The following is a 23,920-nucleotide window of genomic DNA, read 5'->3' on the forward strand; positions in this document are numbered from 1 at the left end:
CGGGCCGGCGCGGGGGCGGCAACGCTCCGCCCGCGCAGCCGGCCGCGAAGATGCAAAAAAGCCGCATGGCCTTCGGGTCATGCGGCTTTTTGTTTGGCGCGGCGGCGCTCAGCGTTTCGGCGAATCGCCGTAGAACTGCTCGATCAGTTCCTGAACCAGGTAGCGATGGTGCGGCGACAGCGCCTCGATCTTCGACGCGAGTTCGATCGTCTCGGGTGTCGGCGGATAGCGCTCGTCGCGCGGCAGCGGTTGTGGCGTCGAGCGCGCCGCGGCGTTCGGCGACGGGCCGTAGTGCAGCCAGTGGAGTTCGACGCGCAGCCATTCCGCGAGCGTGCGCAGTTTGTCCTGTGTCGGAATGGTGCGCCCCGTCAGCCACTTGTGCGCCGTTTGCGGCGACACCTGATGCTCGCCGCGATGGCGAAGGTTGAACTGGTTGGCGAGCTCCGTCGCACCCGTGATCTTGTGCGGGCTGCGCTGCAAGGCGAATTTCAGGCGCTCGGAGAACGCCTTTTTCTCTTCGGATGTCGGCATGGGGGAGATTGTGCATTTCGACTAACGGCTCTCAGACAACCAATCAGGCTAAACGTAGCTTAGTCAGACGAATCCCAAGCTAATCCCGCAGCGATGGCCGGCCACAAGGAGCGGGCGCAGGTCGCCCCGATTGGCCATACTTGTCCGAAACGGACCAGGTGTATTCGGGTTCGACTAGTATTTATCTTATCTCTTTCGAGATAAATTGAGGGGAGTCCGAAGCGTCGTGCGGCGGCGGTGACGGGCGTGCCGGCACGCTACAATGCCGGCGTCCCGATGCCCGCGCGCCGATGCCGCACGGGCTGGCCGTTCCACCGCTGAACCTCCGATTGCCATGCTTGCTACCGACTCCGATCCGATCGTCGCCATTGCCACCGCCGCCGGCCGGGGCGGCATCGGCGTCGTCCGCGTGTCGTTCGGGCGGGGCGGCGAGGCGGCGGCGCTGCCGCTGATCGACGCGCTGTGCGGGCAAGGCCTCGCGCCGCGTCATGCGAGCTACGTGCCGTTCCTCGACGCGCACGGCGCGCCGCTCGACCGCGGCATCGCGCTGTATTTCCCGGCGCCCCATTCGTACACGGGCGAGCATGTGCTCGAGCTGCAGGGGCACGGCGGGCCGATCGTGATGCAGCTGCTGCTGCAGCGCTGCCTGGACGCCGGGCGCGGGATCGGGCTGCGGCTCGCGGAGCCGGGCGAATTCACGCGGCGCGCGTTCCTGAACGACAAGCTGGATCTCGCGCAGGCCGAGGCGGTGGCCGACCTGATCGAGGCGAGCACCGAGGCGGCGGCGCGCTCGGCCGGGCGTTCGCTCGACGGCGCGTTCTCGCGTCAGATCCACGCGCTCGTCGACGACGTGATCACGCTGCGGATGCTGGTCGAGGCGACGCTGGATTTCCCGGAAGAGGAGATCGACTTTCTCGAGGCGGCGGACGCGCGCGGCAAGCTTGCTCGCATTCGCGAGCAGCTCGCGCACGTGCTCGGCGATGCGCGGCAGGGCGCGCTGCTGCGCGAAGGCCTGTCGGTCGTGCTCGCGGGGCAGCCGAACGTCGGCAAGTCGTCGCTGCTGAACGCGCTGGCCGGCGCGGAGCTCGCGATCGTCACGCCGATCGCCGGCACGACGCGCGACAAGGTCGCGCAGACGATCCAGGTCGAGGGCATTCCGCTGCACATCATCGATACGGCGGGGCTGCGCGAGACGGAGGACGAAGTCGAGCGGATCGGCATCGCGCGCACGTGGAGCGAGATCGAGCGCGCGGACGTCGTGCTGCATCTGCTCGATTCGCGCAGCGGGATGACGGCGGACGACGCGGCGATCGCCGCGCGCTTCCCGGCGGGTGTGCCGGTCGTGCGCGTGCTCAACAAGACGGACCTGACCGGCGCGCCGGCGTCGGTCGCGCATCCGGCGGCGGAGGGGGATCTCACCGAGGTGCATCTGTCGGCGAAGCGCGGTGACGGGATCGATATGCTGCGCGGTGAGCTGCTGCGGATCGCGGGGTGGCAGGCGGGTGCGGAAGGGGTTTATCTCGCGCGCGAGCGGCATCTGATTGCGCTGCGTTCGGCGCAGGAACATCTTGCGCAGGCGGCCGATCATGCGGAGCAGCGCGCGCAGTCGCTCGATTTGTTCGCGGAGGAGTTGAGGCTCGCGCAGGAGCAGCTCAACGCGATTACCGGGGAGTTCACTTCGGATGACCTGCTGGGGGTGATTTTCAGCAGGTTCTGTATCGGGAAGTGAACGGCATTCCAAGCGAACGCCGAGATGAATGCCCTCCCGATGGCCGATGCCGTGCCGCGCGGCATGGACAAGGAAAAAGTAGCGTCCCTGGCGCGCCGGAAATTCGCCGGGTCGCTGGCCAACGACACCAAGTGGAACGAACTGATTGCCTTCGTGCGCGGCCTGAATGGCTGGCGGCCGTCGTACCGGTCAAAGTGGGTCAACGGCCATGTGTCGGGATGGGATGTCGAGTGGTTCTACCATCTGCCATTCCCGTTCGTGGGCGTCGAGTGGTTCGACATCGGGCTGCATGAACAAGCCTCGCCGAGGCACGACGTGATTGATCACTCAGCGCTGGTGTCGGGCAAGCTCGCCGAGATTGGCTTCGAGTTCGAGGCCAGCGGCGATGTGGCCAGAATCTGGGGCTACGCCCCGAAGTCCTATGAGGACTTTCCGCCAGGGTAGGTTCTGTATCGAAGCGAGCGGCAGACAGAATTCACCGAGAAGCAACCGACAGCCGATTGCGGATCGGATTCGGGCCGCCGGCCGTGCGGGCGATTCCCCGCAGCATCAGGCGACCCGAACATTCGCTTCATCGGATGCGCGCGAAACGATCTCGCGCGGTTCGGCTAGCGTCGCGTTCAATCCCAATGACGATGATGGTGGTAATACCCGCCACCACCGTAATACCCGCCGTCAGGCACCACGACGCAGCCGCTCAGCAGCACGGCGACACCGGCAATCAGTAAAAGGATTTTCTTCATGACGCTCACCTGCTCGGGTTCAATATGGAACGCAGCATAGCGAGCGCCCGCAACACCGGATGTAAGCGTTCGTATCCCCGTGCCGTAATCCGTAACGGTGGATTATTCCGGTCAAAATGACCGTAACAATTGCCCCGCACAGCAGACGGTTTCAGGCGACGAGAACCCGATTCCGCCCGGCATCCTTCGCACGATACAGCGCGGCATCGGCCGCTTCGATCAGCGCATCCGGCATCGACAATTCATCGGGCGACACGGTCGCGCAACCGACGCTGACGGACACGCGCCCCGCCGGCGCATGCGTCGACAGATTGAGCCGCAGCACGGCCTCGCGCGCTTCTTCCGCGACGAGCCGTGCGCCGCGCACGCCGGTGTTCGGCAGCACGATCGCGAATTCCTCGCCGCCATAGCGCGCGACAAGATCCGCGGGCCGGCGCACGACGCCCGTCAGCGCATTTGCGACGGCGATCAGGCAGGCATCGCCCTTCACGTGGCCGAACGCGTCGTTGTATGCCTTGAAGTGATCGACGTCGACCATCAGCAGCGACAGCGGCTCGGCTTGCCGCCGCGCCTGCAGGAACAGCAGGTGGAAATGATCGTTGAAGTGGCTGCGGTTGTAGACGCCCGTCAGCCCGTCGCGCGCGGACGAGCGCATCAGCGTCGCGTGCGCCTCGAAAAGCCGCTGGTACATCATCGTCACCTCCCACGCGAGCACGCAGACGAGCACGCCGGGCGTGAACATGCTGAACACGCGCGCCACGTACCAGCCGACCGTGAAGCGGTTCGTGCTCAGCAGGTTCAGCGTGGTGTCGGTGGTGCACGCGAGCATCGCGATCGCGAGCCACAGGTCGAGCGTCGTGCGCAGCCGGCCGGTGAGCAGCACGACGGCGAGCGCGCTCACGTTGAGCGTCCAGACGACGAGCGCGACCGGATTGACCGGCATCACGGCCATGTCGCCGGGCGGACGGAAGGCGGGCGGCAGCGGCGCGTTCAGCGCCAGCACGCACAGCAGCGCGGCCGCGAGCGCGGGGCCGCCGATCAGCGCGATCGTCCACCGGCGGGTGCGCTGCACGCTGATCGGCGAGCGCACCATGCGTTCGCGCGCGATCAGCGCCAGCATCACGAAGCACGGAAAGCCGCCGTGCCAGAAGATCCACATCCACGCGGCGCTTTGCGGCCGCGCGCCGAACAGGCCGTGCGGCGCGAACACGCCGGGGAACGTCAGCAGCTGCAGCGCGACGGCGAGCGCGGTGAACGCGTAGGCGCCGCCGAGCGCACCGAGCACGGGCTGTCGCGACACGGCGAACTGCGCGCCGAGGAAGAACGCGGCGATGCAGGCGGTGGAGAACACGGTCAGCGCGCACATCGGCATGAACGGTTCGACCGCGGGCAGCGCGACGTTCGCATGCGGCGCGGCGACGCCGAGCGCGAGCAGGATGACGAGCGCGGACAGCGCGCCGAACCAGAACTGCCGCCGCGTGGTGTGCTGGATCAGGATGCCTTCCATGAGGTCTCCGACGCGCTCGCGCGCAAGCGTCCGGCCGGTGCGCCGGGCGTGTGCGTCCCGGCCGCCGCGCGACCGGTGCGGCCCGATCCTAGCGCGTTATCGGCGCGCGCTCAAATCCCCAGACCAGGCCCGTAGTTGCCGGCGACCCAGCGGGTGACCGCGTCGATGTCCGCGTAGTCCTGTTCGGGCAGCCCGTCGAGCATCGTCAGCACTTCGTTGCTGGCGCCCGCATCGCGCGCGGCGTCGACGATCGCGTCCTTGTTGGCGGGATAGGTGATGCCGGCCAGCACGTCGGCGATCTGCAGGTCGATCGTTTCGTGCGGGATGTCCGGCTTCCGGGAAGATGGCCTGTCGTTCACGTCAGCGCCTCGCAATCGGATCGAAACGGGCCGCACGCCGGCAGCGGGACAGCGGGTGCATGCGCACCCGGCTCGCCCGCGTTCGGCGGCGCACGCAGGCTTCACGCCCGCATGGCGGCGGGTGCGGAAGGTCGGCATCCGGCTGGCGCGCAACCGTCAATGCCCGCGCCGCACGCGGCGCCACGGATGCTTCCAGTCGATGTGCGGTGCATCCTCGTCGCGCGGATGCTGGCGCCGGTGTTCCTGCCAGAGTTCATCGGAAAACAGCACGGCCACGATCACGAGCGGCAGCACCAGAAACACACCGAGTATCACTTGCTCGATCACGATAGCCTCCATGACGGTGGCAGGAACCCTTTTTCCATTCTAGGCTCTGTACTTCGGCCTACCTTCATTTTCTTACTGTGCTTCCGGGTGGCAATCGGGACTGGGCCCGACAGGGTCCTCCCGCGCCCCGGTGCACCCCACGACGATTCCTACGATGCAAATACAGAACGACACCCGCACGCTCGCGCTGCGGCCGCTCGAACGCCAGGACCTGCGCTTCGTGCACGAACTGAACAACAACGCGAAGATCATGCGCTACTGGTTCGAGGAGCCGTATGAAACCTTCGCGGAACTCTCGCAGCTCTACGATCGCCATGTGCACGACCAGCGCGAGCGCCGATTCGTCGCGGTCGATCCGCAAGGGGAACTGGTCGGCCTCGTCGAGCTGATCGAGCTCGACTACATCCACCGCCGCGGCGAATTCCAGATCATCATCGCGCCGCAGTGCCAGGGCCGCGGCTATGCGGGCCAGGCCACGCGCCTCGCGGTCGAATACGCGTTCAAGGTATTGAACCTGCGCAAGCTGTACCTGATCGTCGATACGTCGAACGCGGCGGCGATCCACGTTTATGAAAAATGCGGGTTCCAGCGCGAAGCGGAATTGATCGAGGAATTCTTCGGCAACGGCGCGTATCACAACGCTTACCGGATGTGCCTGTTTCAGCGCGATTATTTCGAACGGCAAAACATTGCGTGACGCATGCCCGCTCGCCGGCGCGCGATTCCGCGGTGCCGCATGCGGGCGGGAAATACGGGTAAATGCCAGTATTCGCCGATCTGGCATTTTTCTTGTATGCGATAAATCGCATGGCGCACTGCAGTAATGCGCCTGTGTTTTCGCCTGACTTTATGTGCGGCGCATCAAAATGATCCGGATATCGAACTGGATTATCCAGGCCGTTCAAACGATGCGATGACAATTCGATGAACGCATTGCCGGGCAAGGCTTTGCGCTCTGGCGCCATGTGCGCCCCAATCGTCGATACGTTTGAATGGCGACTCGGTGCGCACGAAAAACATGCGGCGCGCAGGGTGCGACAATTCGCCGCTACTGCGAGTGCACAACAAATGTGCTTGCTATCGCTTGCCGGTCTTCTAAGCTCAAAAACGCGGGTTCACCATCACCTTTAAACACATAGCTAACCGCAGCCTGACGCCCGCGAGCATGGGAGACTGAACATGATGAAGCGAACCGCTGTTTTTGTTGCGCTTGTCGGTGCATTTGCCGTGGTGTCGATCGCCCAGGCGGGCGATACCGGCGTGAAGCCGAAGCAGGAAATCCAGCTGACGAAGAACGCGTGGGGCTGCCTGTCGAAAGACAATCTGGATTCCGTACTGAATCACGAGCGTGACGGCAAGTCGCAGGCGAAGCAGCAGTACTTCGACGACTTCCGCTGCCTGTCCGTGCCGGAAGGCCAGCGCTTCCGCGTGGTGGCGGTGGATCAGGGCGACGTGCAGTTCGTCAGCGCCGACAACAGCGACCAGCAGGGCCTCTGGGCCGATTCGCGTTTCATCAAGCAATAACGCCAAGCCACCGCGCGCCGGCAGCGGGCCGGCGGCGCGATCCCGAACACGGCCCGGCCGCCTGCCGGGCCGTCGTGCTGTGCGCGACATGGGGCCGACGCCGGGCTTTCGGTATCATCACGACCCGAACTGAACCGATGCCCGCCCGGGCACTTCCCGCATGGCGCTCAAATCCACGATCTACAAAGCCGAACTGCAAATTGCCGACATGGATCGGCATTACTACGGCGACCACGCGTTGACGGTGGCCCGCCATCCGTCCGAAACCGACGACCGGATGATGGTGCGCATCGCCGCATTCGCGCTGTTCGCGCACGAGCGGCTCGAATTCTGCAAGGGGCTGTCCGACACCGACGAGCCCGATCTCTGGCAGAAGGACCTGACGGGCGCGATCGACGTGTGGATCGACGTCGGCCAGCCCGACGAGCGGCGCATCTCGAAGGCAGCCGGCCGCGCCGGGCAGGTGACGGTGATCGCGTACGGCGGCAAGACCTCGGACATCTGGTGGCAGGGCGTGCGCAGCAAGGTCGAGCGGCTGCGCAACGTGCAGGTGCTGTCGCTGGCCGACGGCGTCGCGGCTGCGCTCGGGCGGCTCGCCGAGCGGACGATGCGCCTGCAATGCACGGTGCAGGACGGCGCCGCGTGGATCTCGAGCGCGGACCACGATCCGGTTGCCGTCGAATGGACGTTCCTCAAGGCGCGCGCCGACGCATGACGCGGTGACGCGCGGGCCGGCCGCACTCACGCGATGGCGGCGGGCGGGCCCTTGAGTTCCAGCATGTTGCCTTCGGGATCGAACAGGTAGATCGACGGGCCGTAGCCGTCGGCGCCGTAGCGTTCCTGGACGGCGCCCGGCTGCGCGCCGTGCGCGGCGAAATGAGCGGCGAGCGCTTGCGGATCGAACGGTTCGACGCGCAGGCACAGATGATCGAGGTTGCGTCCGGCGCCGGGCGGCCCGTTGTCGGGCCGGTCGATCTTCGCGCCGACGGCGAGCAGGTCGATCAGCGAGGCGCCGGCGCGCAACTGCACGAGGCCGAGATCCGGCTGTTCCTTTTCCACGTGGCAGCCGACGGCGTCGCAGTAGAAGCGCGTCATCGCGGCCATGTCGGTCACGCGAAGCACGATGTGATCGATTCCGCGGAGGGTGGGTTTCATGGATGAACGCTCCTTTGAGGGCAGGGTTCATCGAGTGTAGCCCAACGCATCGGCGGCGCCCGCGTGAACGCGTGCAGAATCGACGGACGAAAAAAAGCCCGCTCACGAGGAACGGGCTTAATCCATATCAGGAGGAGACATGGAGGAGACAGTTCCAACTATACACATGCCGATGGTGCGACGCAATATTGTTTGTGTCAAAAAACGTCAGGACGGCGATTTGCCGCAGCCGCACTGCAACATGGCGATGGTTTTTGGAGCATGTCCCCAATTCTATGAGGCGAATCACAGAGCAAGATTCAGGGCGCGACGGTGTGCGGGGCTGGCTAGAGTAGGCACCGTCTACACTGAGAGTGCGAGGTTCCGATGAAAACCGCCTATCCGACCGACGACGCCCGCTGGGATGCCGTGACCGCCCGCGATCCGCATGCGGACGGCGCGTTTTTCTATGCGGTGCGCACCACCGGCGTGTTCTGCCGCCCGACCTGCGCGTCGCGGCTGCCGCGGCGCGAACATGTCGCCTTCTTCGACGATCCGGCCGCCGCGCGTGCCGCCGGGTTCCGGCCCTGCAAGCGCTGCCAGCCCGAGGGGCTGCCGCGCGAGCTCGAGATCGTCAATCGCGCGTGCGCGGTGCTCGACGCGCACCCCGAGCGGCTCACGCTCCAGCAGCTGAGCGATGCCGTGCACGTGAGCCCGTTCCATCTGCAGCGGCTGTTCAAGCGCGTGGTGGGCGTGTCGCCGCGCCAGTACCAGGCCGCGCAGCGCGGCGCGGCGTTGCGGCAGGCGCTGCAAAGCGGCCAGCCGGTCACGCAGGCCGCGGTCGACGCCGGATTCAATTCGCCGTCGCGGCTGTATGCGTCGGTGCCGCGCGAGCTGGGGATGGCGCCGTCGGCGTTCCGCCGGCAGGGCGCCGGGCTGCGGATCGACTATGCGACCGCGCCGACGTCGCTCGGCACGGTGCTCGTCGCCGCGACCGCGCAGGGCATCTGCCGGATCGCGTTCGGCGACGATCCCGCGCCGCTCGTCGCCGCGCTGAAGGACGCGTTCGCGCGCGCGGAGCTGGTCGAATCGCCGGCGCGGCTCGCGCCGTTCGTCGCGCAGATCGGCGCGTATCTGGACGGCACGCGCCGCGCGTTCGACCTGCCGCTCGACATCGCGCCGACCGCGTTCCAGCAGCGCGTGTGGGAAGCGCTGACCCGCATCCCGTACGGCGAGACGCGCAGCTACTCCGAGATCGCCGAAACGCTCGGCTCGCCGCGCGCGGTGCGGGCGGTGGCGTCCGCGTGTGCGTCGAACCCGGTCGCGCTCGCGATTCCGTGCCATCGTGTCGTACAGAAAGGCGGCGCGCTGGCCGGCTATCGCTGGGGCGTGCGCCGCAAGGCGACGCTACTCGCGGACGAGGCGCGTCATTCACAAGAGGCGGCGGCCGACGCCGCGATGACGGAGGGCAGTGCAGCTTGAGCGTCGCGATCACCAGAACAACCACGAACGGCGGCGATGCGCCGCCGGCCGCGCAGCTCGAGCTGCGCTTCAAGGCGCCCTACGACTGGGCGCGCGTGCTGCGCTTCTTCAGCGGGCGCGCGATTCCGGGTGTCGAGCAGGTCGCGGACGGCGTCTACCGCCGGATCGTCGACCTGCACGGCGCGCCCGGCCGGCTCACCGTTACGCGGCATCCGCGCAAGCATTGCCTCGTGGTGACCGTAGCAGGCGCGGCGGCGCGTCACGTCGACGACGCGTTCGCGGCACGCATCGCCGCGATGTTCGACCTGCGCGCCGATCCGGCCGCGATCGGCGGGGAGCTCGTGCGCGACCCGTGGTTCGCGCCGCTCGTCGCGGCCGCGCCGGGGCTGCGCGTGCCGGGCGCGTGGTCGGGATTCGAGCTCGCGGTGCGCGCGATCGTCGGCCAGCAGGTCAGCGTGAAGGCGGCGACGACGATCGTCGGCCGGCTCGTCGAACGCGCGGGCGAGCGCGTGGTGCACGACGACGACGGCGCGCCCGCGTGGCGTTTCCCGACGCCGGACGCGCTCGCCGCGTGCGATCTCGCGCGGATCGGAATGCCCGGCAAGCGGGCCGCGGCGCTCTCGGGCATGGCGCGCGCGGTCGCGGCGGGCGACGTGCCGGTCGATCCCGCGCAGGCCGACCTGGCGGCACTGCGGCAGGCGTGGCTCGACCTGCCCGGCATCGGCCCGTGGACCGTCGAATACATCGCGATGCGTGCGTGGCGCGACCCGGATGCGTGGCCCGCGTCCGACCTGGTGCTGATGCAGTCGATCGCCGCGCGCGATCCGTCGCTCGACCGGCTCGCGAGCCAGAAGCGCCGCACCGACGGCTGGCGTCCGTGGCGCGCGTATGCGGCGCTGCATCTGTGGAACGAGGTGGCCGATCGCGCGGGGGCGGCGCGCGGCGGTTGATCCGGCGAAGCGCGTGCCGGCCGCCGATCGCCTGATCGCGGCGCGTGTGCGCGGACCATCGCGCTTCGATACGCAATCGACGTGAACGCGCGCGAAGGTGCAACCTGCGCGCCGGTGCACGCTTGTCTTGGCAGCGGCACGCTGCAAGCCGGCGCACAGCGGCCATCGCATGGCCGCTTGCCGGGGCCCGGCGGAGCAGGGCGCCGGCCGATGTCCGATACCTGCAACCGGGTTGCACCGTCAGCCGGCATGCGATGCATGCCGTCATCGGGCAGATGAATGCGCATCACGCGTGCGGTCTCCGCGCCGCATTCTTGCGGCCGCCGCAACGGCCTGTCCGCCCCCTTCCCGAGCCCGTCCCGACCCGCCCGCCCGCGCCCGGAGCCACCTCAAGCGCGTGTTACGGCGAGATGTTAAAGTGCCCGCTACCAACGAAGCGACCAACAATCCTGCCGGCCGCGCGCGAGCGTTTCGCGCGCGGCCGTCCCGCACTTGCGCATTCATGTCGAACACCATGACCATCCGCCAGACCGATTTGCTGCTGGATCGCCTCGACGTGCTGAGCACCGGCCCGACGCGGCAGCACCTGCCCGACGGCCTGCGCGGCATCGAGAAGGAAAGCCTGCGCGTGACGCGCGACGGGATGATCGCGTTCACGCCGCATCCGCGCGCACTCGGTTCGGCGCTCACGCATCCGTCGCTGACGACCGACTATTCCGAAGCGCTGCTCGAACTGATCACCCCCGCCGAACCCGATGCGGCGCTCACGCTCGAACGCCTCGACGCGCTGCATCGCTACGTGTATGCGTCGCTCGGCGACGAGATGCTGTGGAACGATTCGATGCCGGGCCTGCTGCCGGCCGACGACGAGATTCCGATCGCCGACTACGGCACGTCGAACATCGGCCGCCTGAAGACGGTGTACCGGCGCGGCCTCGCGTATCGCTACGGCCGCACGATGCAGTGCATCGCCGGCATCCACTACAACTACTCGCTGCATGACGAAGTGTGGCGGCGCCTGCACGCGGAGGAAGGCTCGACCGCGACGCTCGTCGACTACCAGTCCGAACGCTATCTCGCGCAGATCCGCAACTTCCGCCGCACGAGCTGGCTGCTGATGTACCTGTTCGGCGCGTCGCCGGCGCTCGATGCGAAATTCCTGCGCGGCAACCCGCATACGCTCGACACGTTCGATGCCGACACGCTGTATCGCCCGTATGCGACGAGCCTGCGGATGAGCGATCTCGGCTACTCGAACACGACCGGCCAGGCCGCGCTGCAGGTCGATTACAACACGCTGTCGGGCTATCTCGACGCGCTGTCGAAGGCGGTCAGCGAGCCGTATCCGCCTTACGAGGCGATCGGCACGCATCGCGACGGCGAGTGGATCCAGATCAACACGAACGTGCTGCAGATCGAGAACGAGTTCTACTCGACGATCCGGCCGAAGCGCGTCACGTATTCGGGCGAGCGCCCGCTGCATGCGCTCGCGTCGCGCGGCGTGCAGTACATCGAGGTGCGCTGCCTCGACATCGACCCGTTCGAGCCGACCGGCATCGCGCTCGACACCGCGCGTTTCATCGACGCGTATCTGCTGGTGTGCGCACTCGAAGCGAGCCCGCCGCTCGACTGCGCGGCGTACCAGGAAGCAAACGCGAACTTCGGCACCGTGACGATGGAAGGGCGCAAGCCGGGTCTCACGCTGTCGCGCGACGGCAGCCCCATCACGCTGCATGCATGGGCGGACGAGCTGATGACGAAGATCGAAACCGTCGGCCGCCGCCTCGACGAGATCCGCGGCGGCGACGAGCATGCGCGCGCGATTGCCGCGCAGCGCGAGAAGCTCGCCGATCCGGAACGCACGCCGTCCGCGCGCGTGCTGCGCACGATGCGCGAGCGCAACCAGTCGTTCCTCGCATTCGCGCGCGCGCAAAGCGACGCGCATGCCGCGCATTTCCGCGCGCGGCCGCTGCCGGACGATGCGGCGCGCGCCGCGGCGGCGCTCTCCGAGCGCTCGCTGGCCGAACAGGCGGAACTGGAAGCGAAGGAAGCCGGTTCGTTCGACGCGTTCGTCGCCGCGTACCGTGCGTACACGCTGAACCGCTTCAGCGTCTGACGATCGCGCACGCGGCCGCACGCATCGGCGTGCGCACCGCTTGCGCGCGATGCCGGTGGCGCCCGCCGGCGCGTGCGCGTCGATGCGCGCCGGGCAGCCGGCGCGGGCAGCAACTGCCGCTGCGTTCCGGCGATGCGTCGGATGACAGGCGCAGGCGGCTCATCTCACACCCGTTTCAATGATGCGAGTAGATTGACGGATCGGCAGCCGGCGCCGCGTTGCGCCGGCCCGATTCGGTTGTCGCGCGGCCGTTGCTGCCGTAGCCGGCTTCGTCCGCGTGCGCCTGCGCGACCTGCTGCATGATCGCCTGCATGTTCTGCGGATAGTCGGGGCTGCCGACCATGGCGGGCCGGTAGCCCGCTGCCGAGAGCTCCGCGAGTTCCTGTCGAACCTGGGCCCGCGTCAGCGGCTGGGCGGATGCTTGCGCATGGGCCGCCGCCGCGGCACCCATCATCAGGATGCCGATACAAGCGGTACGAACGATTGCCTTCTTCATCTTGCACTCCGGTCGGTCGCCGCGCACCGAGGCGGCGCGGCGTGAATCGATGCGTGCAGTCTAGGCTTCGCATACCCGGGGAAACATCCCGCTGCCGGATAGGCACCTTTGTCGGCTGTGCAAGACTGGCGCGCCGTGCATTGCGGGGCCAGATGCGCGGCCGGCGGTTATCAGGCTTGTTCCTCCTTGTAGAAGCGGCGCGTGACGCCTACGCTTTTTAAGTGACCGATCGGTCGGCCGAGCGAAGTCGTTGCGTTGGCAAGGGCCTGGGCGCAGGCGCCGACCGGCTGCGCTGCTCTGCATGGGGCCCGAGTAAGCGCTGAAGCGCTAGCTCGGGCCGACTTGCGCTGCATGGGATCCGAATAAGCGCTGAAGCGCTAGCTCGGGCCGACTTGCGCTGCATGGGACGTGAGTAAGTGCTAAAGCGCTAACTCACGTCGACTTGCGCTGCATGGGACGTGAGTAAGCGCTAAAGCGCTAACTCACGTCGACACAGGAGACACGATGAACCCCACCGCCGCCCTTCCCGCAGGCATCGTCTTCGCGCAGCCCCTGACGCCGGTCGCCCATTCGCTGCTGCTGTCGTTCCTCGTCGCGGTGATCCCGATCGCGGTCGCGCTCGTCGCGCTCGGCGTGCTGCGCCGCCCGGCCTGGCAGGCGTCGCTCGCGGGGCTGATCGCGGGCCTCGCGGTCGCGATTGGCGCGTGGGGCATGCCCGCCGGCCTTGCGCTCGACGCGGTCGCCGCGGGCATGGCGCTCGCCGTGGTGCCGGTGATGTGGATCGTCTTCAACGCGTTGCTGCTCTACAACATCGCGGTGAAATCGGGCCGCTTCGACCAGTTCCGCCAATGGATGCTCGACCACCTGCCCGACGACCGCCGCCTCGTGCTGCTCGTCGTCGCGTTCTCGTTCGGCTGCCTGCTCGAAGGGATCTCGGGCTTCGGCACGCCGGTCGCGATCACCAGCGCGCTGCTGATCGCGCTCGGCTTCCCGGCGATCGAGGCGCTCACGTACACGCTGCTGTTCAACACCGCGCCGGTCGCGTTCGGCGCGCTCGGCGTGCCGATCACCGTGCTCGGCGCGGTCACGTCGCTGCCGCCCGCGACGCTCGGCGCGATGGTCGGCCGGCAGTTGCCGTTCTTCGCGCTGCTGCTGCCGTTCTACGTGGTCGGCGCGTACGGCGGCATGCGCTCGATCGCGCGGCTGTGGCCCGCGCTGCTGGTGTCGGGCGGCAGCTTCGCGATCGCGCAGTTCGTCACGTCGAACTTCCTCGGCTACCAGCTCACCGACGTGCTGTCGTCGCTCACGTCGCTGATCGTGACGATCGGCTTCCTGCGGATGTGGAAGCCGCAACCCGATCCGCAATTCACGATCGCGCGCAGCACGCCCGCGAACGGCGGTGCGCGCATCGGCTACGGCGGCTGGCTGCCGTGGCTCATCGTGTCGGCGGTCGTGATCGTCTGGGTGCGCGCGAACATCGCGGCGATCGGCGACGTGAAGATTCAGTGGCCCGGATTGCACAACGCCGTGTACGTCACGCTCTATCACAAGCCGTACGCGGCGATCTGGGACTTCCAGCCGCTCGGCACCGGCACCGCGATCCTGCTGTCGGCGATCGTCACCGCCGCGTGGACGCGCACCGGCGCCGGCGATTTCCTCGCCTGCGTCGCGAAGACGTGGCGGCAGACGCGCATCGCGATCGTCACGGTGATGATGATCGTCGGGCTCGGCTATCTGCTGAACTACTCGGGCATCAGCTACACGCTCGGCACCGGCGTTGCATCGACGGGCGCGCTGTTCCCGCTCGTGTCGGCGTCGCTCGGCTGGATTGCGGTGTTCCTGTCCGGCAGCGACACGTCGGGCAATGCGCTGTTCGGCAACCTGCAGGTGGTGGCCGCGCGCCAGCTCGGCCTCGATCCGGTGCTGATGGCCGCGACCAACTCGTCCGGCGGCGTGATGGGCAAGATGATCTCGCCGCAGAACATCGCGACGGGCGTGTCGACGACGGACCTGAAGGGGCAGGAGGGCGTCGTGTTCGCGCGCACCTTCTGGCACAGCGTGATCCTCACGCTGCTGCTCGGCGTGCTCGTGTTCCTGCAGCAGCACGTGCTGACGTGGATGATCCCGGCGCTGCCGAAATGAATGCGATTGCCGCCCGCGTTCAGCGCGCCGTCGCGCGGCGCATGCGCGGCGCGGCGGCGGCCTCGTCGCGGGCCGGCAGGATGCACGCGAGGAACGCGGCGATCGCGGGGCTGTGGCGGCGCGCCTTCAGGTAGTACACGTATTCGTCGATCGTTGTGTCGACGCCGCGCAGCGCGACGATCCGCAGGTCCGGATGCGATTCGGCCTCGCCGCGCGGGAACAGGCTGCCGCCGACGCCATGCAGGATCGCCTCGCGGATCGCTTCGCGGCTGCCGATTTCCGCGACCGACACCGGCGCGACGCCGGCCGCCGCGAGGATCGCCTCGGTGCAGCGGCGCGTGACCGAGCCTTCCTCGCGCAACAGCAGCCGCACGTCGGCGAGCCGCGCCGCGTCGATCGCCTCGAAGCGCGCGAGCGGATGCGCGCGATGCACGACGAGCACCAGCGGGTCGGTGGAGATCACCTGCCGCTCGAGGCCGTCCGTGTCGTTGAGCTGCGACGACACCGCGAGATCGATGCGGAACTCGTGCAGCGCCTGCAGCATTTCCTCGGAATTGCCGATCCGGCACGTGAGCGCGATCGACGGATGCGCGTTCGAGAAGCGCCCGACCGCCTCCATGATGTAGTACGGCCCGGTCGCGCCGAGCCGCAGGTGGCCTTCGAACAGCCCGCCGACGTTGCGCAGCATGATGTCGGCCTGCGCCTCGAGCGCGATCATCTGCTCGACCAGCGGCAGCAGCCCGACGCCGGTCTCGGTGACTTCGAGCCGGCGGCCGCTGCGATGGAACAGCTCGACGCCGTACACCTGCTCGACCTGCCGGATCTGCGCGGCGATGGTCGGCTGGCTCACGCCGAGATGGCGCGCCGCGCGCGTGATGCTGCCCTGCCGGACGGTCGCGTGGAACGCCTTCAGCTGATCGAACACGACATCGCCTTTTCCTTCGTCATGCGCGCGAGCGTAGCGTACGCTTGTGTCGGCTGCGTGAAAGGAACCGCGTGCGCCGCTTCGAAAAAAAGCTGGGGGTGACCGCAAGAAACCTGCGGGAACCGGTCATGTCGGGGACACGCCGGTGCGGGGTAATGACGGTCATGCGCACCGAGCCGCCGGCCACGCCGGCGCCGGTGTCCACATTCCCCACCGACCCACAGGATCTTCTTCATGTCCTCGAACAATCGACGCGATTTCCTGCGCCTCGCCGCCCAGTCGGCGGGGGCGATGGCCGCCTATGCGGGCTTCCCGCCCGCGATCCGCAAGGCGCTCGCGATGCCTGCCGCGTCGCGCACGCGCACGATCCAGGACGTCGAGCACGTCGTGATCTTCATGCAGGAAAACCGCTCGTTCGACCACTACTTCGGCGGGCTGCGCGGCGTGCGCGGCTTCGACGACCCGCGTCCGCACCTGCTGCCGAACGGCGCGCCGGTCTGGCGCCAGCCGCCGGCCGCCGTGCATACGAAGAACTACCATGCGCGCGGCCTCGACCCGGCGGCGCCGTACGTGCTGCCGTTCTACCTCGACCCGAAGCAGACCACCGAATTCCAGCCGGGCACCAACCACGGCTGGAGCAGCGGCCACCTCGCGTGGAACAACGGCCAGTGGGACCAGTGGGTGAACCAGAAGCAGGACGTGCTGACGATGGGCTACCTGAAGCGCCAGGACCTGACCTATCACTACGCGCTCGCCGACGCGTTCACCATCTGCGACGCGTACTTCTGCTCCGCGCACGCGGACACCGCGCCGAACCGCATCTACCTGTGGACCGGCACGGTCGATTCGCGCAACGTGTACGGCACGCAGCCGAACGGCCCCGGCATCGGCGAGCGCAACAATGTGAACGGCTACACGTGGACGACCTACGCGGAACGTCTGGAGAACGCGAACGTGAGCTGGAAGGTGTACCAGGGCGGCACCGGCATCCCGGGCGACCCGACCGACAACTACACCGACAACTCGCTGATGTTCTTCAAGCGCTTCCAGGTGCAGGAAGGCGCGAGCGGCCCGCTCGTCGACAAGGGCGCGTCGAACCATACGCTCGCGGAACTGAAGGCCGACGTGCAGGCGAACCGCCTGCCGCAGGTGTCGTGGATCGTCGCGCCGTACAAGTACAGCGAGCATCCGCAGGCGTCGCCCACCGACGGCGCGTTCTACATCAACACGGTGCTGGAGGCGCTCACGTCGAATCCGGACGTGTGGGCGAAGACGGTGTTCATCCTCAACTACGACGAGAACGACGGCCTGTTCGACCACGTCGTGCCGCCGGTGCCGCCCGTCACGAGCGGCGTGAACGGCCAGGGCGTGGTGTCCGCGAACCTGCTGTCGAACCTCGGCGACGAATTCCTCGACCTGAACAAGTACCCGGGCGAGATGAGCCCGCTCGTGCCGGGCGCGGACCCGGGCGGGATCCAGCCGATCGGCCTCGGGCCGCGCGTGCCGCTGATCATCATCTCGCCGTGGACGAAGGGCGGCTGGGTGTGCTCGGAGACGTTCGACCACACGTCGGTGCTGCGCTTCCTCGAGGCGCGCTTCGGCGTGAAGGAGCCGAACATCAGCGCATGGCGCCGTTCGGTGTGCGGCGACCTGACGTCGGCGTTCGACTTCTCCGGCAAGCCGGATACGGCGACGGTGAGCTTCCCGGTGCCGCAGCACCTCGCGACGGCCGGCCACGCGTACCAGGTGCCGGCGCAGCAGGCGATGCCGGTGCAGGAGCCCGGCACGCGGCCGGCGCGCGCGCTGCCGTACGAACTGTTCGTGCACAGCCGCGTGAACAGCCACGACGGCAACGTGTGGCTCGACTTCGCGAACACCGGCGACGCGGGCGCGGCGTTCTACGTGTACGATCGCGGCAACCCGTCGAGCCTGCCGCGCCGCTATGCGGTGTCGGCCGGCGACAAGCTCGCCGACTGCTGGAACACGTCGGCCGCGCAGGGCGACTATCACCTCGCGGTGTACGGCCCGAACGGCTACTTCTGCGAATTCCAGGGCAACACGAAGCGCGCGATGGACGGCCGTCACGCGAACCCCGAAGCGAAGCTCGGCTACGACGTGCGCAACCGCCACGTGTACCTGCGGCTGCGCAACAGCGGCCGCGCGACGTGCCGCGTGGTGGTCGACAACGCGTACAGCCACGCGCACGCGCGCAGCTACACGCTGGCGCCGGGCCAGCACGTCGAGGATCACTGGGAGCTCGGCTCGAGCCACGGCTGGTATGACCTGAACATCGTCGCGACCACGACGGGCGGCGCGAACGACAAGGTCGTGCGCCGCTTCGCCGGGCACGTCGAGACGGGCCGGCCGAGCCAGAGCGACCCGGGGCCGGTGAAGGGCTGACGGGCGCATGCCGCGATGCCGGGCGGGGCAGCCTGCCGGCATCGCGGCGGCCAATGGAGCGGCAGTTTGGAGACTGAAAACTGTTGACAATGTGCGGGCTCGGGCGTATACAACGGTCATTCGCCGATCTGGCGCCTTCGTCTTCCACCGCAGCCCTGCTGCCTGCCCGACCATGACTGCCCCGAACGCGCTCAACGCCATCGAACTCCTGCAGAGCCAGTCGCTCGCGATGCTCGTCCAGGACATGCTCGAGCGCGCGATCGTGTCCGGCGAATACGTGCCCGGCGAGAAGCTCAACGAAGTCGACATCGCCACCAGGCTGAACGTGTCGCGCGGCCCCGTGCGCGAGGCGTTCCGCGCGCTCGAGCAGGCCGGCCTGCTGCGCAACGAGAAGAACCGCGGCGTGACGGTGCGCGTCGTGCCGCTGCGCGAGGCCGAGGAAATCTACGAAGTGCGCGCGATGCTCGACGAGTCGGTCGCGCGCGCGCTCGCGAAGCGCATCTCGCCCGATACGCTGAAGGTGCTGAAGGGCATCATCCAGTCGATGAAGGCGGCGGCGAAGGCGCGCGACGTCACGCGCTATACCGAGCTCAACGTGCAGTTCCACGACGCGATGGTGGTCGGCGTCGGCAACACGCACCTGACCGATACGTATCGCCGCCTCGTGCGGCAGCTCGGCCTGCTGCGGCAGGCGGCGATCGAGGCCGAGGAGGATGCGCTGTCGGTGTCGGTGTCCGAGCACGAGAAGATCGTGCAGGCGCTCGGCGGCGGCGACGAGGAGAAGGCGGTCGCGCTCGTGCGCGAGCACGTCGCGCACGGCCTCGCGCGGATGCGCCGCACGCACGGGCAGAGCGTGCCGGCGGCAGGCAGCGCGGCGGCGCGCGCGAAGACGGAGCGGGTGTGAGCGCGTCGCGCACGCAGCCGTAGCGGCGGCGCGCCGGGCGGGAACCGAGGAACTGAAGCAAGGGCGCTGCGGCGCCCTTTTCTCATGGTGCGCGACGCGACGTCGCGCACAATCTGCGGCCTTACGCCTTGTCCGCCTTCCCCGCCGCGCTCGCGAGCTTCGACAGCCACGTATCGACGATCCACGGCTGCCGGTGCGCATCCTCGGCCCGTTCCTTGCGGCGGATCGCGTTGCGCACCACGTGCGAGCCGACGTAGCGGAACGGCTCCGGCGGGAAGTGCCCGAGCGGGCCGCGCGTGAGCGGGCTGCGCGTCCACGCGTTGTCGAGATCGAGCACCAGCGACGACAGGATCTGCCCGCCCATGTAGGTCGGCCCCACGCCGTTGCCCGAATAGCCGAAGCCGTAGAACACGTTCGGCGCGTCGTCGAGGCGGCCGAAGAACGGGAAGCCCGTCACCGAGCGGTCCGACGGGCCGTTCCAGCTCGTGGTGATCGGCACGCCGGCGAGCGACGGGAAGAACGCGTGCAGGCTGCGCGTGAGCTGCGCTTCGTACGGCGAGCGCTGGTCGAATACCGGCGCGATGCGCCCGCGCCACGCGAACGTGTTGCCGCCCTTGCCGAGCATCAGCCGCCCGTCGGGCGTGCTGCGGTAGTAGTACACGAAGATCCGCGAATCGAGCACCGACACGCCGTCGACGAGCCCCGCCCGCGCGAGCAGCGCCGGGCATGGCTCGGTGATGATCATGTCGCTCGACACGACGGCGATGGTGCGCGCGAATTGCGGAAAGCGGCTCGCCATCCACGCGTTGATCGCGAACACGAGCTTGCCGGCGGTGATGTTGCCGGCCGGCGTGCGCACGACGACCCGCGGCCCCGGCGTGAAATCGAGCATCGGCGTGCGCTCGTGGATGCGGATGCCCATCGCGCGCGCGACGCGGCGCAGCCCGCGCACGAGCTTGCCGGGATGCACGGTCGCGGCGATCGGCGAGTACACGCCGTCGAGATTGCGCGCGGAGCCCGAGCGGCGCGCGACCTCGGCCGGCGGCAGCGCCTCGTAGCTGTGGATCCCGCACGCGGCGAGCGCGTCGAGCACCGGCGCGAGCGTGCCGACCTGCGCGGGCGACGTCGCGGTGTACAGCGTGCCGTCGAGCCGCAGCTCCGCGTCGATCCCGTGCGTGCGGCAAAACTCGGCGATGTGCTGCACGGCCGCCTCGGACGCCTTCACGAGCCGGATCGCCTCGGCCTCGCCGAACAGGCGCCGCAGCGTCAGGAATTTCGCGGACCACGTGAGCAGGCATCCGCCGTTGCGGCCGCTCGCGCCGGCGCCGCACAGGTCGCTTTCGAGTATCGCGATGTCGAGCGCGGGGTTCTGCTGCTTGGCCTGGATCGCGGTCCAGAGCCCGGTGAAGCCGCCGCCGACGATGCAGACGTCGGCCTGCGCCGCGCCTTGCAGGGCCGGCGCGAGTTCGCCGTCGCCGATCAGCGCTTGTTCGATCCAGAAGGGACGCATCACGTGTTTCGCTCGAAGGAAATGGCTGGAAAGGCGGCCTGCGTGCGGCCGCCTGGATACGGAAAATAGCCGCGCTTTTTGACCGCCGGATAAAACGTCCTGATCTCGAACGCGTCCTTGTCGGGCTCCATCGCCTCGTGTTCGAGCGCGGTGCAGACGGGCGGCGACGTCTTCACGCGCACGACGACCAGCCCTCTCTCTGCGACGACACTTTGCCTTCTGTTCTTTGCATGTTGTTGACAATCTACAAATCATCAATTTTAATGTCAAGCATGGAAATCGCCACAGGGTGCGGGCGCCAGCGGCTCAACCCCTCCGAACTGAAAGGACTGTCATGACCGAAACGCCTGATTCCGTGGAAGTGAACGGCCGCCGCTACAACTGGATGAGCCGGCCGCTCGTGGTGGTGTGTGTCGACGGCTGCGCATACGAATACCTGGAGAGGGCCGCCGAGGCCGGCGTCGCGCCGTTCCTGCGCACGCTGCTGAAGCCCGGCACCGCGCTCAAGGGCGAGTGCGTGGTGCCGAGCTTCACGAACCCGAACAACCTGTCGATCGTGACGGGCGTGCCGCCTTCGGTACACGGCATCAGCGGCAACTATTTCTACGATCGGGAAAGCGGCGCGGAAGTGCTGATGAACGACCCGAAGTACCTCGTCGCGCCCACCGTGCTCGCGGCGTTCGCCGAACAGGGCGCGCGCGTCGCGGTGGTCACCGCGAAGGACAAGCTGCGCAGCCTGCTCGGCAAGGGGCTGAAGGGCATCTGCTTCTCGTCGGAGAAGGCCGACGAGGCGAGCATCGACGAGAACGGCATCGACAACGTGCCGGCGCTGGTCGGCAAGCCGGTGCCGAGCGTGTACAGCGCGGAGTTGTCGGAGTTCGTGTTCGCCGCGGGCGTGCGCCTGCTCGAGACGCGCCCGATCGACCTGATGTACCTGTCGACCACCGACTACGTGCAGCACAAGTGCGCGCCCGGCACGCCCGGCGCGAACGCGTTCTGCCAGATGATGGACACGTACCTGCAGCGGCTCGACGCGCTCGGCGCGATCGTCGCGATCACGGCCGATCACGGGATGAACGCGAAGCACGACGACGTGACCGGCGAGCCGAACGTGATCTACCTGCAGGAGCTGTTCGACGACTGGCTCGGCCACGACGCCGCGCGCGTGATCCTGCCGATCACCGATCCGTACGTCGTGCACCACGGCGCGCTCGGCTCGTTCGCGACCGTCTACGTGCCCGGCTCGGCCGGTCTCGATGCGCTGCGTGCAAGGCTGGCCGCCGTCGACGGGATCGAAGTCGTGCTGACGGGCGCCGAAGGCTGCGCGCGCTTCGAGCTGCCGCCGGCGCGCATGGGCGACCTGATCGTGATCTCGAAGCAGCACGTCGTGCTCGGCACGCGGCGCATCAAGCACGACCTGTCGGGCCTCGACGTGCCGCTGCGCTCGCACGGCGGGATCTCCGAGCAGATCGTGCCGCTGATCTTCAGCAAGCCGGTCGATGCCGACGTCGCGGGCCGCGTGCGGCTGCGCAACTTCGACATCATCGACATCGCGCTCAACCATCTTCAGTGACGCATCCGAAACCGCAAAGGGACTCAGCCATGAACGCCATTGCAGCACCGACGGCCGCAAGCGAGATCCGCCACGAGGCGTTGCGGATCGACGGCGAGCAGGTCCGTCGCGATGAAGTGATCGAGGTGCGCAATCCGTACGACGGCGCGCGGGTCGGCACCGTGCCGAAGGCAACCCTCGACGACGTGCGGCGCGCGTTCGCGGTGGCGCGCGCGTACCGGCCGTCGCTGACGCGCCACGACCGCGCGGCGATCCTGCGGCGCGCGGCCGACCTCGTGCGTGCGCGCACCGCGCAGATCGCGGCGCTGATCACGGCCGAAGCCGGCCTCTGCATCAAGGATTCGACGTACGAAGCGGGCCGCGTCGCCGACGTGCTGACGTTCGGCGCGGGCGAAGTGCTGAAGGACGACGGGCAGATCTTCTCGTGCGACCTGACGCCGCACGGCACGAAGCGCCGCGTGTACACGCAGCGCGAGCCACTGCTCGGCGTGATCTCGGCGATCACGCCGTTCAACCACCCGATGAACCAGGTCGCGCACAAGGTCGTGCCGTCGGTCGCGACCAACAACCGGATCGTCGTGAAGCCGTCGGAGAAGGTGCCGCTGTCGTGCTACCTGTTCGCGGACATCCTGTACGAGGCGGGCCTGCCGCCGCAGATGCTGCAGGTGATCACCGGCGACCCGACGGAGATCGCCGACGAGCTGATCACGCATCCCGCGATCGACCTGATCACGTTCACCGGCGGCGTGTCGATCGGCAAGTCGATCGCCGCGCGGATGGGCTACCGGCGCGCGGTGCTCGAACTGGGCGGCAACGATCCGATCATCGTGATGGAGGATGCGGACCTCGACGAGGCGAGCACGCTCGCGGTGTCGGGCTCGTACAAGAATTCGGGGCAGCGCTGCACCGCGATCAAGCGGATGCTCGTGCACGAGGCGGTGGCCGATCGCTTCACCGAGCTCGTGGTGGAGAAAACGCGTGCGTGGTCGTACGGCGATCCGGCCGACCCGTCGGTCGACATGGGCACGGTGATCGACGAGGCGGCCGCACGGTTCTGCGAACAGCAGGTAAACGACGCGATCGCGCGCGGCGCGCGCCTGCTGGCCGGCAACGTGCGCGACGGCGCGCTGTATGCGCCGACCGTCGTCGATCGGGTGACGCCCGACATGCCGCTCGTGAAGCACGAGACGTTCGGGCCCGTGTCGCCGATCATGCGCTTTCGCGACATCGACGAGGCGATCCGGATGTCGAACAGCACCGATTACGCGCTGTCGTCGTCGATCTGCACGAACCGCTTCGACTACATCACGCGCTTCATCACCGAGCTGGAAGTGGGCAGCGTGAACGTGCGCGAGGTGCCCGGCTACCGGCTCGAGCTGACGCCGTTCGGCGGCGTGAAGGATTCGGGGCTCGGCTACAAGGAAGGCGTGCAGGAAGCGATGAAGAGCTTCACCAATACGAAGACGTATTCGTTGCCGTGGTGAGCGGCGCATGATGCGCACGCGCCGGCTCGGGAGCCGGCGCGCGCATTGAACGGATTCCCCGGCGGGACGCGTGCGCGGCGGTCG

The 23,920-nt window shown here is 68.1% G+C and carries 23 protein-coding genes; 13 read left to right on the top strand and 10 right to left on the bottom strand.

Translation table 11 applies throughout. From position 1 onward, the window contains the following. Window positions 1–108: 108 nt before the first annotated feature. Complete coding sequence (locus ABFO07_RS02610) at window positions 109–531, bottom strand: transcriptional regulator (protein ID WP_059563619.1); 423 nt, start codon at window positions 529–531, stop codon at window positions 109–111. A 334-nt stretch (window positions 532–865) separates the two neighbouring features. On the opposite strand from ABFO07_RS02610, the gene mnmE reads away from it, so the two are divergent. Both mnmE and ABFO07_RS02620 read left to right on the top strand, forming a co-directional pair. After that, entirely contained in the window at window positions 866–2,260 is a 1,395-nt protein-coding gene (gene mnmE, locus ABFO07_RS02615) for a tRNA uridine-5-carboxymethylaminomethyl(34) synthesis GTPase MnmE (protein WP_059882051.1), read from the top strand. Between the two features lie 24 nt (window positions 2,261–2,284). Beyond that, on the top strand, window positions 2,285–2,704 hold the full coding sequence (locus tag ABFO07_RS02620; RefSeq protein ID WP_347468239.1) for a DUF6678 family protein: 420 nt from the start codon (window positions 2,285–2,287) through the stop codon (window positions 2,702–2,704). Between the two features lie 176 nt (window positions 2,705–2,880). Here the strand turns inward: ABFO07_RS02620 and ABFO07_RS02625 are convergent, their stop codons facing one another. From ABFO07_RS02625 to ABFO07_RS02640, 4 genes are all read right to left on the bottom strand, one after another. After that, window positions 2,881–3,003: a hypothetical protein gene (locus tag ABFO07_RS02625; RefSeq protein WP_257785947.1), complete on the bottom strand. Its 123-nt coding sequence runs from the start codon at window positions 3,001–3,003 to the stop codon at window positions 2,881–2,883. 151 nt (window positions 3,004–3,154) lie between these two features. Beyond that, window positions 3,155–4,510 (bottom strand): sensor domain-containing diguanylate cyclase, encoded by a 1,356-nt coding sequence (locus tag ABFO07_RS02630; protein WP_060027652.1) that lies wholly within the window; start codon window positions 4,508–4,510, stop codon window positions 3,155–3,157. A gap of 110 nt (window positions 4,511–4,620) precedes the next feature. Continuing rightward, window positions 4,621–4,869, bottom strand: coding sequence for a DUF2795 domain-containing protein (locus ABFO07_RS02635; protein WP_017334664.1), 249 nt, complete (start codon window positions 4,867–4,869; stop codon window positions 4,621–4,623). Window positions 4,870–5,025: 156 nt separating this feature from the next. After that, window positions 5,026–5,196, bottom strand: a complete 171-nt coding sequence (locus ABFO07_RS02640) for a hypothetical protein (RefSeq protein ID WP_026045284.1) — start codon at window positions 5,194–5,196, stop codon at window positions 5,026–5,028. A 154-nt stretch (window positions 5,197–5,350) separates the two neighbouring features. Here ABFO07_RS02640 and speG point away from each other — a divergent pair, with 154 nt between their 5' ends. The 3 genes from speG (at window position 5,351) to ABFO07_RS02655 (ending at window position 7,435) form a co-directional block, all read left to right on the top strand. Continuing rightward, on the top strand, window positions 5,351–5,893 hold the full coding sequence (gene speG / locus ABFO07_RS02645) for a spermidine N1-acetyltransferase (RefSeq protein ID WP_059563622.1): 543 nt from the start codon (window positions 5,351–5,353) through the stop codon (window positions 5,891–5,893). 482 nt (window positions 5,894–6,375) lie between these two features. Then, window positions 6,376–6,720: a surface attachment protein Sap1 gene (gene sap1 / locus ABFO07_RS02650; RefSeq protein ID WP_059563623.1), complete on the top strand. Its 345-nt coding sequence runs from the start codon at window positions 6,376–6,378 to the stop codon at window positions 6,718–6,720. 160 nt (window positions 6,721–6,880) lie between these two features. Further along, window positions 6,881–7,435, top strand: coding sequence for a YaeQ family protein (locus ABFO07_RS02655; protein WP_059563624.1), 555 nt, complete (start codon window positions 6,881–6,883; stop codon window positions 7,433–7,435). A 26-nt stretch (window positions 7,436–7,461) separates the two neighbouring features. On the opposite strand, the gene ABFO07_RS02660 is transcribed toward ABFO07_RS02655, so the two are convergent. Further along, window positions 7,462–7,875 (bottom strand): VOC family protein, encoded by a 414-nt coding sequence (locus ABFO07_RS02660; RefSeq protein WP_059810507.1) that lies wholly within the window; start codon window positions 7,873–7,875, stop codon window positions 7,462–7,464. A 366-nt stretch (window positions 7,876–8,241) separates the two neighbouring features. Here ABFO07_RS02660 and ada point away from each other — a divergent pair, with 366 nt between their 5' ends. From ada to gshA, 3 genes are all read left to right on the top strand, one after another. Beyond that, window positions 8,242–9,336 carry a bifunctional DNA-binding transcriptional regulator/O6-methylguanine-DNA methyltransferase Ada gene (gene ada, locus ABFO07_RS02665; RefSeq protein WP_059563626.1) on the top strand — a complete coding sequence of 365 codons (1,095 nt, stop codon included), beginning with the start codon at window positions 8,242–8,244 and terminating at the stop codon, window positions 9,334–9,336. Then, the gene (locus tag ABFO07_RS02670; protein ID WP_347468243.1) at window positions 9,333–10,286 is read left to right on the top strand and encodes a DNA-3-methyladenine glycosylase family protein; all 954 of its coding nucleotides are present in this window, start codon (window positions 9,333–9,335) and stop codon (window positions 10,284–10,286) included. The genes ada and ABFO07_RS02670 overlap by 4 nt, the downstream gene beginning before the upstream one ends. Window positions 10,287–10,788: 502 nt before the next feature. Continuing rightward, a complete protein-coding gene (gshA, locus tag ABFO07_RS02675; RefSeq protein WP_059906743.1) occupies window positions 10,789–12,402 on the top strand; it encodes a glutamate--cysteine ligase in 1,614 nt (537 codons plus the stop codon). A gap of 175 nt (window positions 12,403–12,577) precedes the next feature. On the opposite strand, the gene ABFO07_RS02680 is transcribed toward gshA, so the two are convergent. Then, on the bottom strand, window positions 12,578–12,898 hold the full coding sequence (locus ABFO07_RS02680; protein ID WP_059563748.1) for a DUF4148 domain-containing protein: 321 nt from the start codon (window positions 12,896–12,898) through the stop codon (window positions 12,578–12,580). A 504-nt stretch (window positions 12,899–13,402) separates the two neighbouring features. On the opposite strand from ABFO07_RS02680, the gene ABFO07_RS02685 reads away from it, so the two are divergent. Continuing rightward, on the top strand, window positions 13,403–15,040 hold the full coding sequence (locus tag ABFO07_RS02685; RefSeq protein ID WP_347468245.1) for an L-lactate permease: 1,638 nt from the start codon (window positions 13,403–13,405) through the stop codon (window positions 15,038–15,040). A gap of 19 nt (window positions 15,041–15,059) precedes the next feature. On the opposite strand, the gene ABFO07_RS02690 is transcribed toward ABFO07_RS02685, so the two are convergent. Next, entirely contained in the window at window positions 15,060–15,965 is a 906-nt protein-coding gene (locus ABFO07_RS02690; RefSeq protein WP_059563630.1) for a LysR family transcriptional regulator, read from the bottom strand. 234 nt (window positions 15,966–16,199) lie between these two features. Here ABFO07_RS02690 and ABFO07_RS02695 point away from each other — a divergent pair, with 234 nt between their 5' ends. Then, complete coding sequence (locus ABFO07_RS02695) at window positions 16,200–18,365, top strand: phosphocholine-specific phospholipase C (protein WP_124490761.1); 2,166 nt, start codon at window positions 16,200–16,202, stop codon at window positions 18,363–18,365. Between the two features lie 172 nt (window positions 18,366–18,537). Beyond that, window positions 18,538–19,269 (top strand): phosphonate utilization associated transcriptional regulator, encoded by a 732-nt coding sequence (locus tag ABFO07_RS02700; RefSeq protein ID WP_059882032.1) that lies wholly within the window; start codon window positions 18,538–18,540, stop codon window positions 19,267–19,269. 121 nt (window positions 19,270–19,390) lie between these two features. Here the strand turns inward: ABFO07_RS02700 and ABFO07_RS02705 are convergent, their stop codons facing one another. Together ABFO07_RS02705 and ABFO07_RS02710 are read right to left on the bottom strand one after the other, a co-directional pair. After that, window positions 19,391–20,779 carry an FAD-dependent oxidoreductase gene (locus tag ABFO07_RS02705; RefSeq protein WP_347468639.1) on the bottom strand — a complete coding sequence of 463 codons (1,389 nt, stop codon included), beginning with the start codon at window positions 20,777–20,779 and terminating at the stop codon, window positions 19,391–19,393. Next, the gene (locus ABFO07_RS02710) at window positions 20,779–20,955 is read right to left on the bottom strand and encodes a hypothetical protein (protein WP_347468247.1); all 177 of its coding nucleotides are present in this window, start codon (window positions 20,953–20,955) and stop codon (window positions 20,779–20,781) included. Before ABFO07_RS02710 ends, ABFO07_RS02705 begins: the two co-directional genes overlap by 1 nt. Window positions 20,956–21,113: 158 nt before the next feature. On the opposite strand from ABFO07_RS02710, the gene phnA reads away from it, so the two are divergent. Both phnA and phnY read left to right on the top strand, forming a co-directional pair. Then, window positions 21,114–22,352 carry a phosphonoacetate hydrolase gene (gene phnA / locus ABFO07_RS02715; protein ID WP_347468249.1) on the top strand — a complete coding sequence of 413 codons (1,239 nt, stop codon included), beginning with the start codon at window positions 21,114–21,116 and terminating at the stop codon, window positions 22,350–22,352. Window positions 22,353–22,381: 29 nt separating this feature from the next. Next, entirely contained in the window at window positions 22,382–23,836 is a 1,455-nt protein-coding gene (gene phnY, locus ABFO07_RS02720) for a phosphonoacetaldehyde dehydrogenase (RefSeq protein ID WP_060027658.1), read from the top strand. Window positions 23,837–23,920: the final 84 nt, after the last annotated feature.

The organism is Burkholderia stagnalis (genome assembly GCF_039848545.1).
Taxonomy (GTDB): domain Bacteria; phylum Pseudomonadota; class Gammaproteobacteria; order Burkholderiales; family Burkholderiaceae; genus Burkholderia; species Burkholderia stagnalis.

Excerpts from the sequence above, each read along its gene's own strand:
- ABFO07_RS02610 (WP_059563619.1), bottom strand. The coding sequence starts at position 531 with ATGCCGACATCCGAAGAGAAAAAGGCGTTCTCCGAGCGCCTGAAATTC.
- mnmE (WP_059882051.1), top strand. The coding sequence starts at position 866 with ATGCTTGCTACCGACTCCGATCCGATCGTCGCCATTGCCACCGCCGCC.
- ABFO07_RS02620 (WP_347468239.1), top strand. The coding sequence starts at position 2,285 with ATGAATGCCCTCCCGATGGCCGATGCCGTGCCGCGCGGCATGGACAAG.
- ABFO07_RS02625 (WP_257785947.1), bottom strand. The coding sequence starts at position 3,003 with ATGAAGAAAATCCTTTTACTGATTGCCGGTGTCGCCGTGCTGCTGAGC.
- ABFO07_RS02630 (WP_060027652.1), bottom strand. The coding sequence starts at position 4,510 with ATGGAAGGCATCCTGATCCAGCACACCACGCGGCGGCAGTTCTGGTTC.
- speG (WP_059563622.1), top strand. The coding sequence starts at position 5,351 with ATGCAAATACAGAACGACACCCGCACGCTCGCGCTGCGGCCGCTCGAA.
- sap1 (WP_059563623.1), top strand. The coding sequence starts at position 6,376 with ATGATGAAGCGAACCGCTGTTTTTGTTGCGCTTGTCGGTGCATTTGCC.
- ABFO07_RS02655 (WP_059563624.1), top strand. The coding sequence starts at position 6,881 with ATGGCGCTCAAATCCACGATCTACAAAGCCGAACTGCAAATTGCCGAC.
- ABFO07_RS02660 (WP_059810507.1), bottom strand. The coding sequence starts at position 7,875 with ATGAAACCCACCCTCCGCGGAATCGATCACATCGTGCTTCGCGTGACC.
- ada (WP_059563626.1), top strand. The coding sequence starts at position 8,242 with ATGAAAACCGCCTATCCGACCGACGACGCCCGCTGGGATGCCGTGACC.
- gshA (WP_059906743.1), top strand. The coding sequence starts at position 10,789 with ATGTCGAACACCATGACCATCCGCCAGACCGATTTGCTGCTGGATCGC.
- ABFO07_RS02680 (WP_059563748.1), bottom strand. The coding sequence starts at position 12,898 with ATGAAGAAGGCAATCGTTCGTACCGCTTGTATCGGCATCCTGATGATG.
- ABFO07_RS02685 (WP_347468245.1), top strand. The coding sequence starts at position 13,403 with ATGAACCCCACCGCCGCCCTTCCCGCAGGCATCGTCTTCGCGCAGCCC.
- ABFO07_RS02695 (WP_124490761.1), top strand. The coding sequence starts at position 16,200 with ATGTCCTCGAACAATCGACGCGATTTCCTGCGCCTCGCCGCCCAGTCG.
- ABFO07_RS02700 (WP_059882032.1), top strand. The coding sequence starts at position 18,538 with ATGACTGCCCCGAACGCGCTCAACGCCATCGAACTCCTGCAGAGCCAG.
- ABFO07_RS02705 (WP_347468639.1), bottom strand. The coding sequence starts at position 20,779 with ATGCGTCCCTTCTGGATCGAACAAGCGCTGATCGGCGACGGCGAACTC.
- phnA (WP_347468249.1), top strand. The coding sequence starts at position 21,114 with ATGACCGAAACGCCTGATTCCGTGGAAGTGAACGGCCGCCGCTACAAC.
- phnY (WP_060027658.1), top strand. The coding sequence starts at position 22,382 with ATGAACGCCATTGCAGCACCGACGGCCGCAAGCGAGATCCGCCACGAG.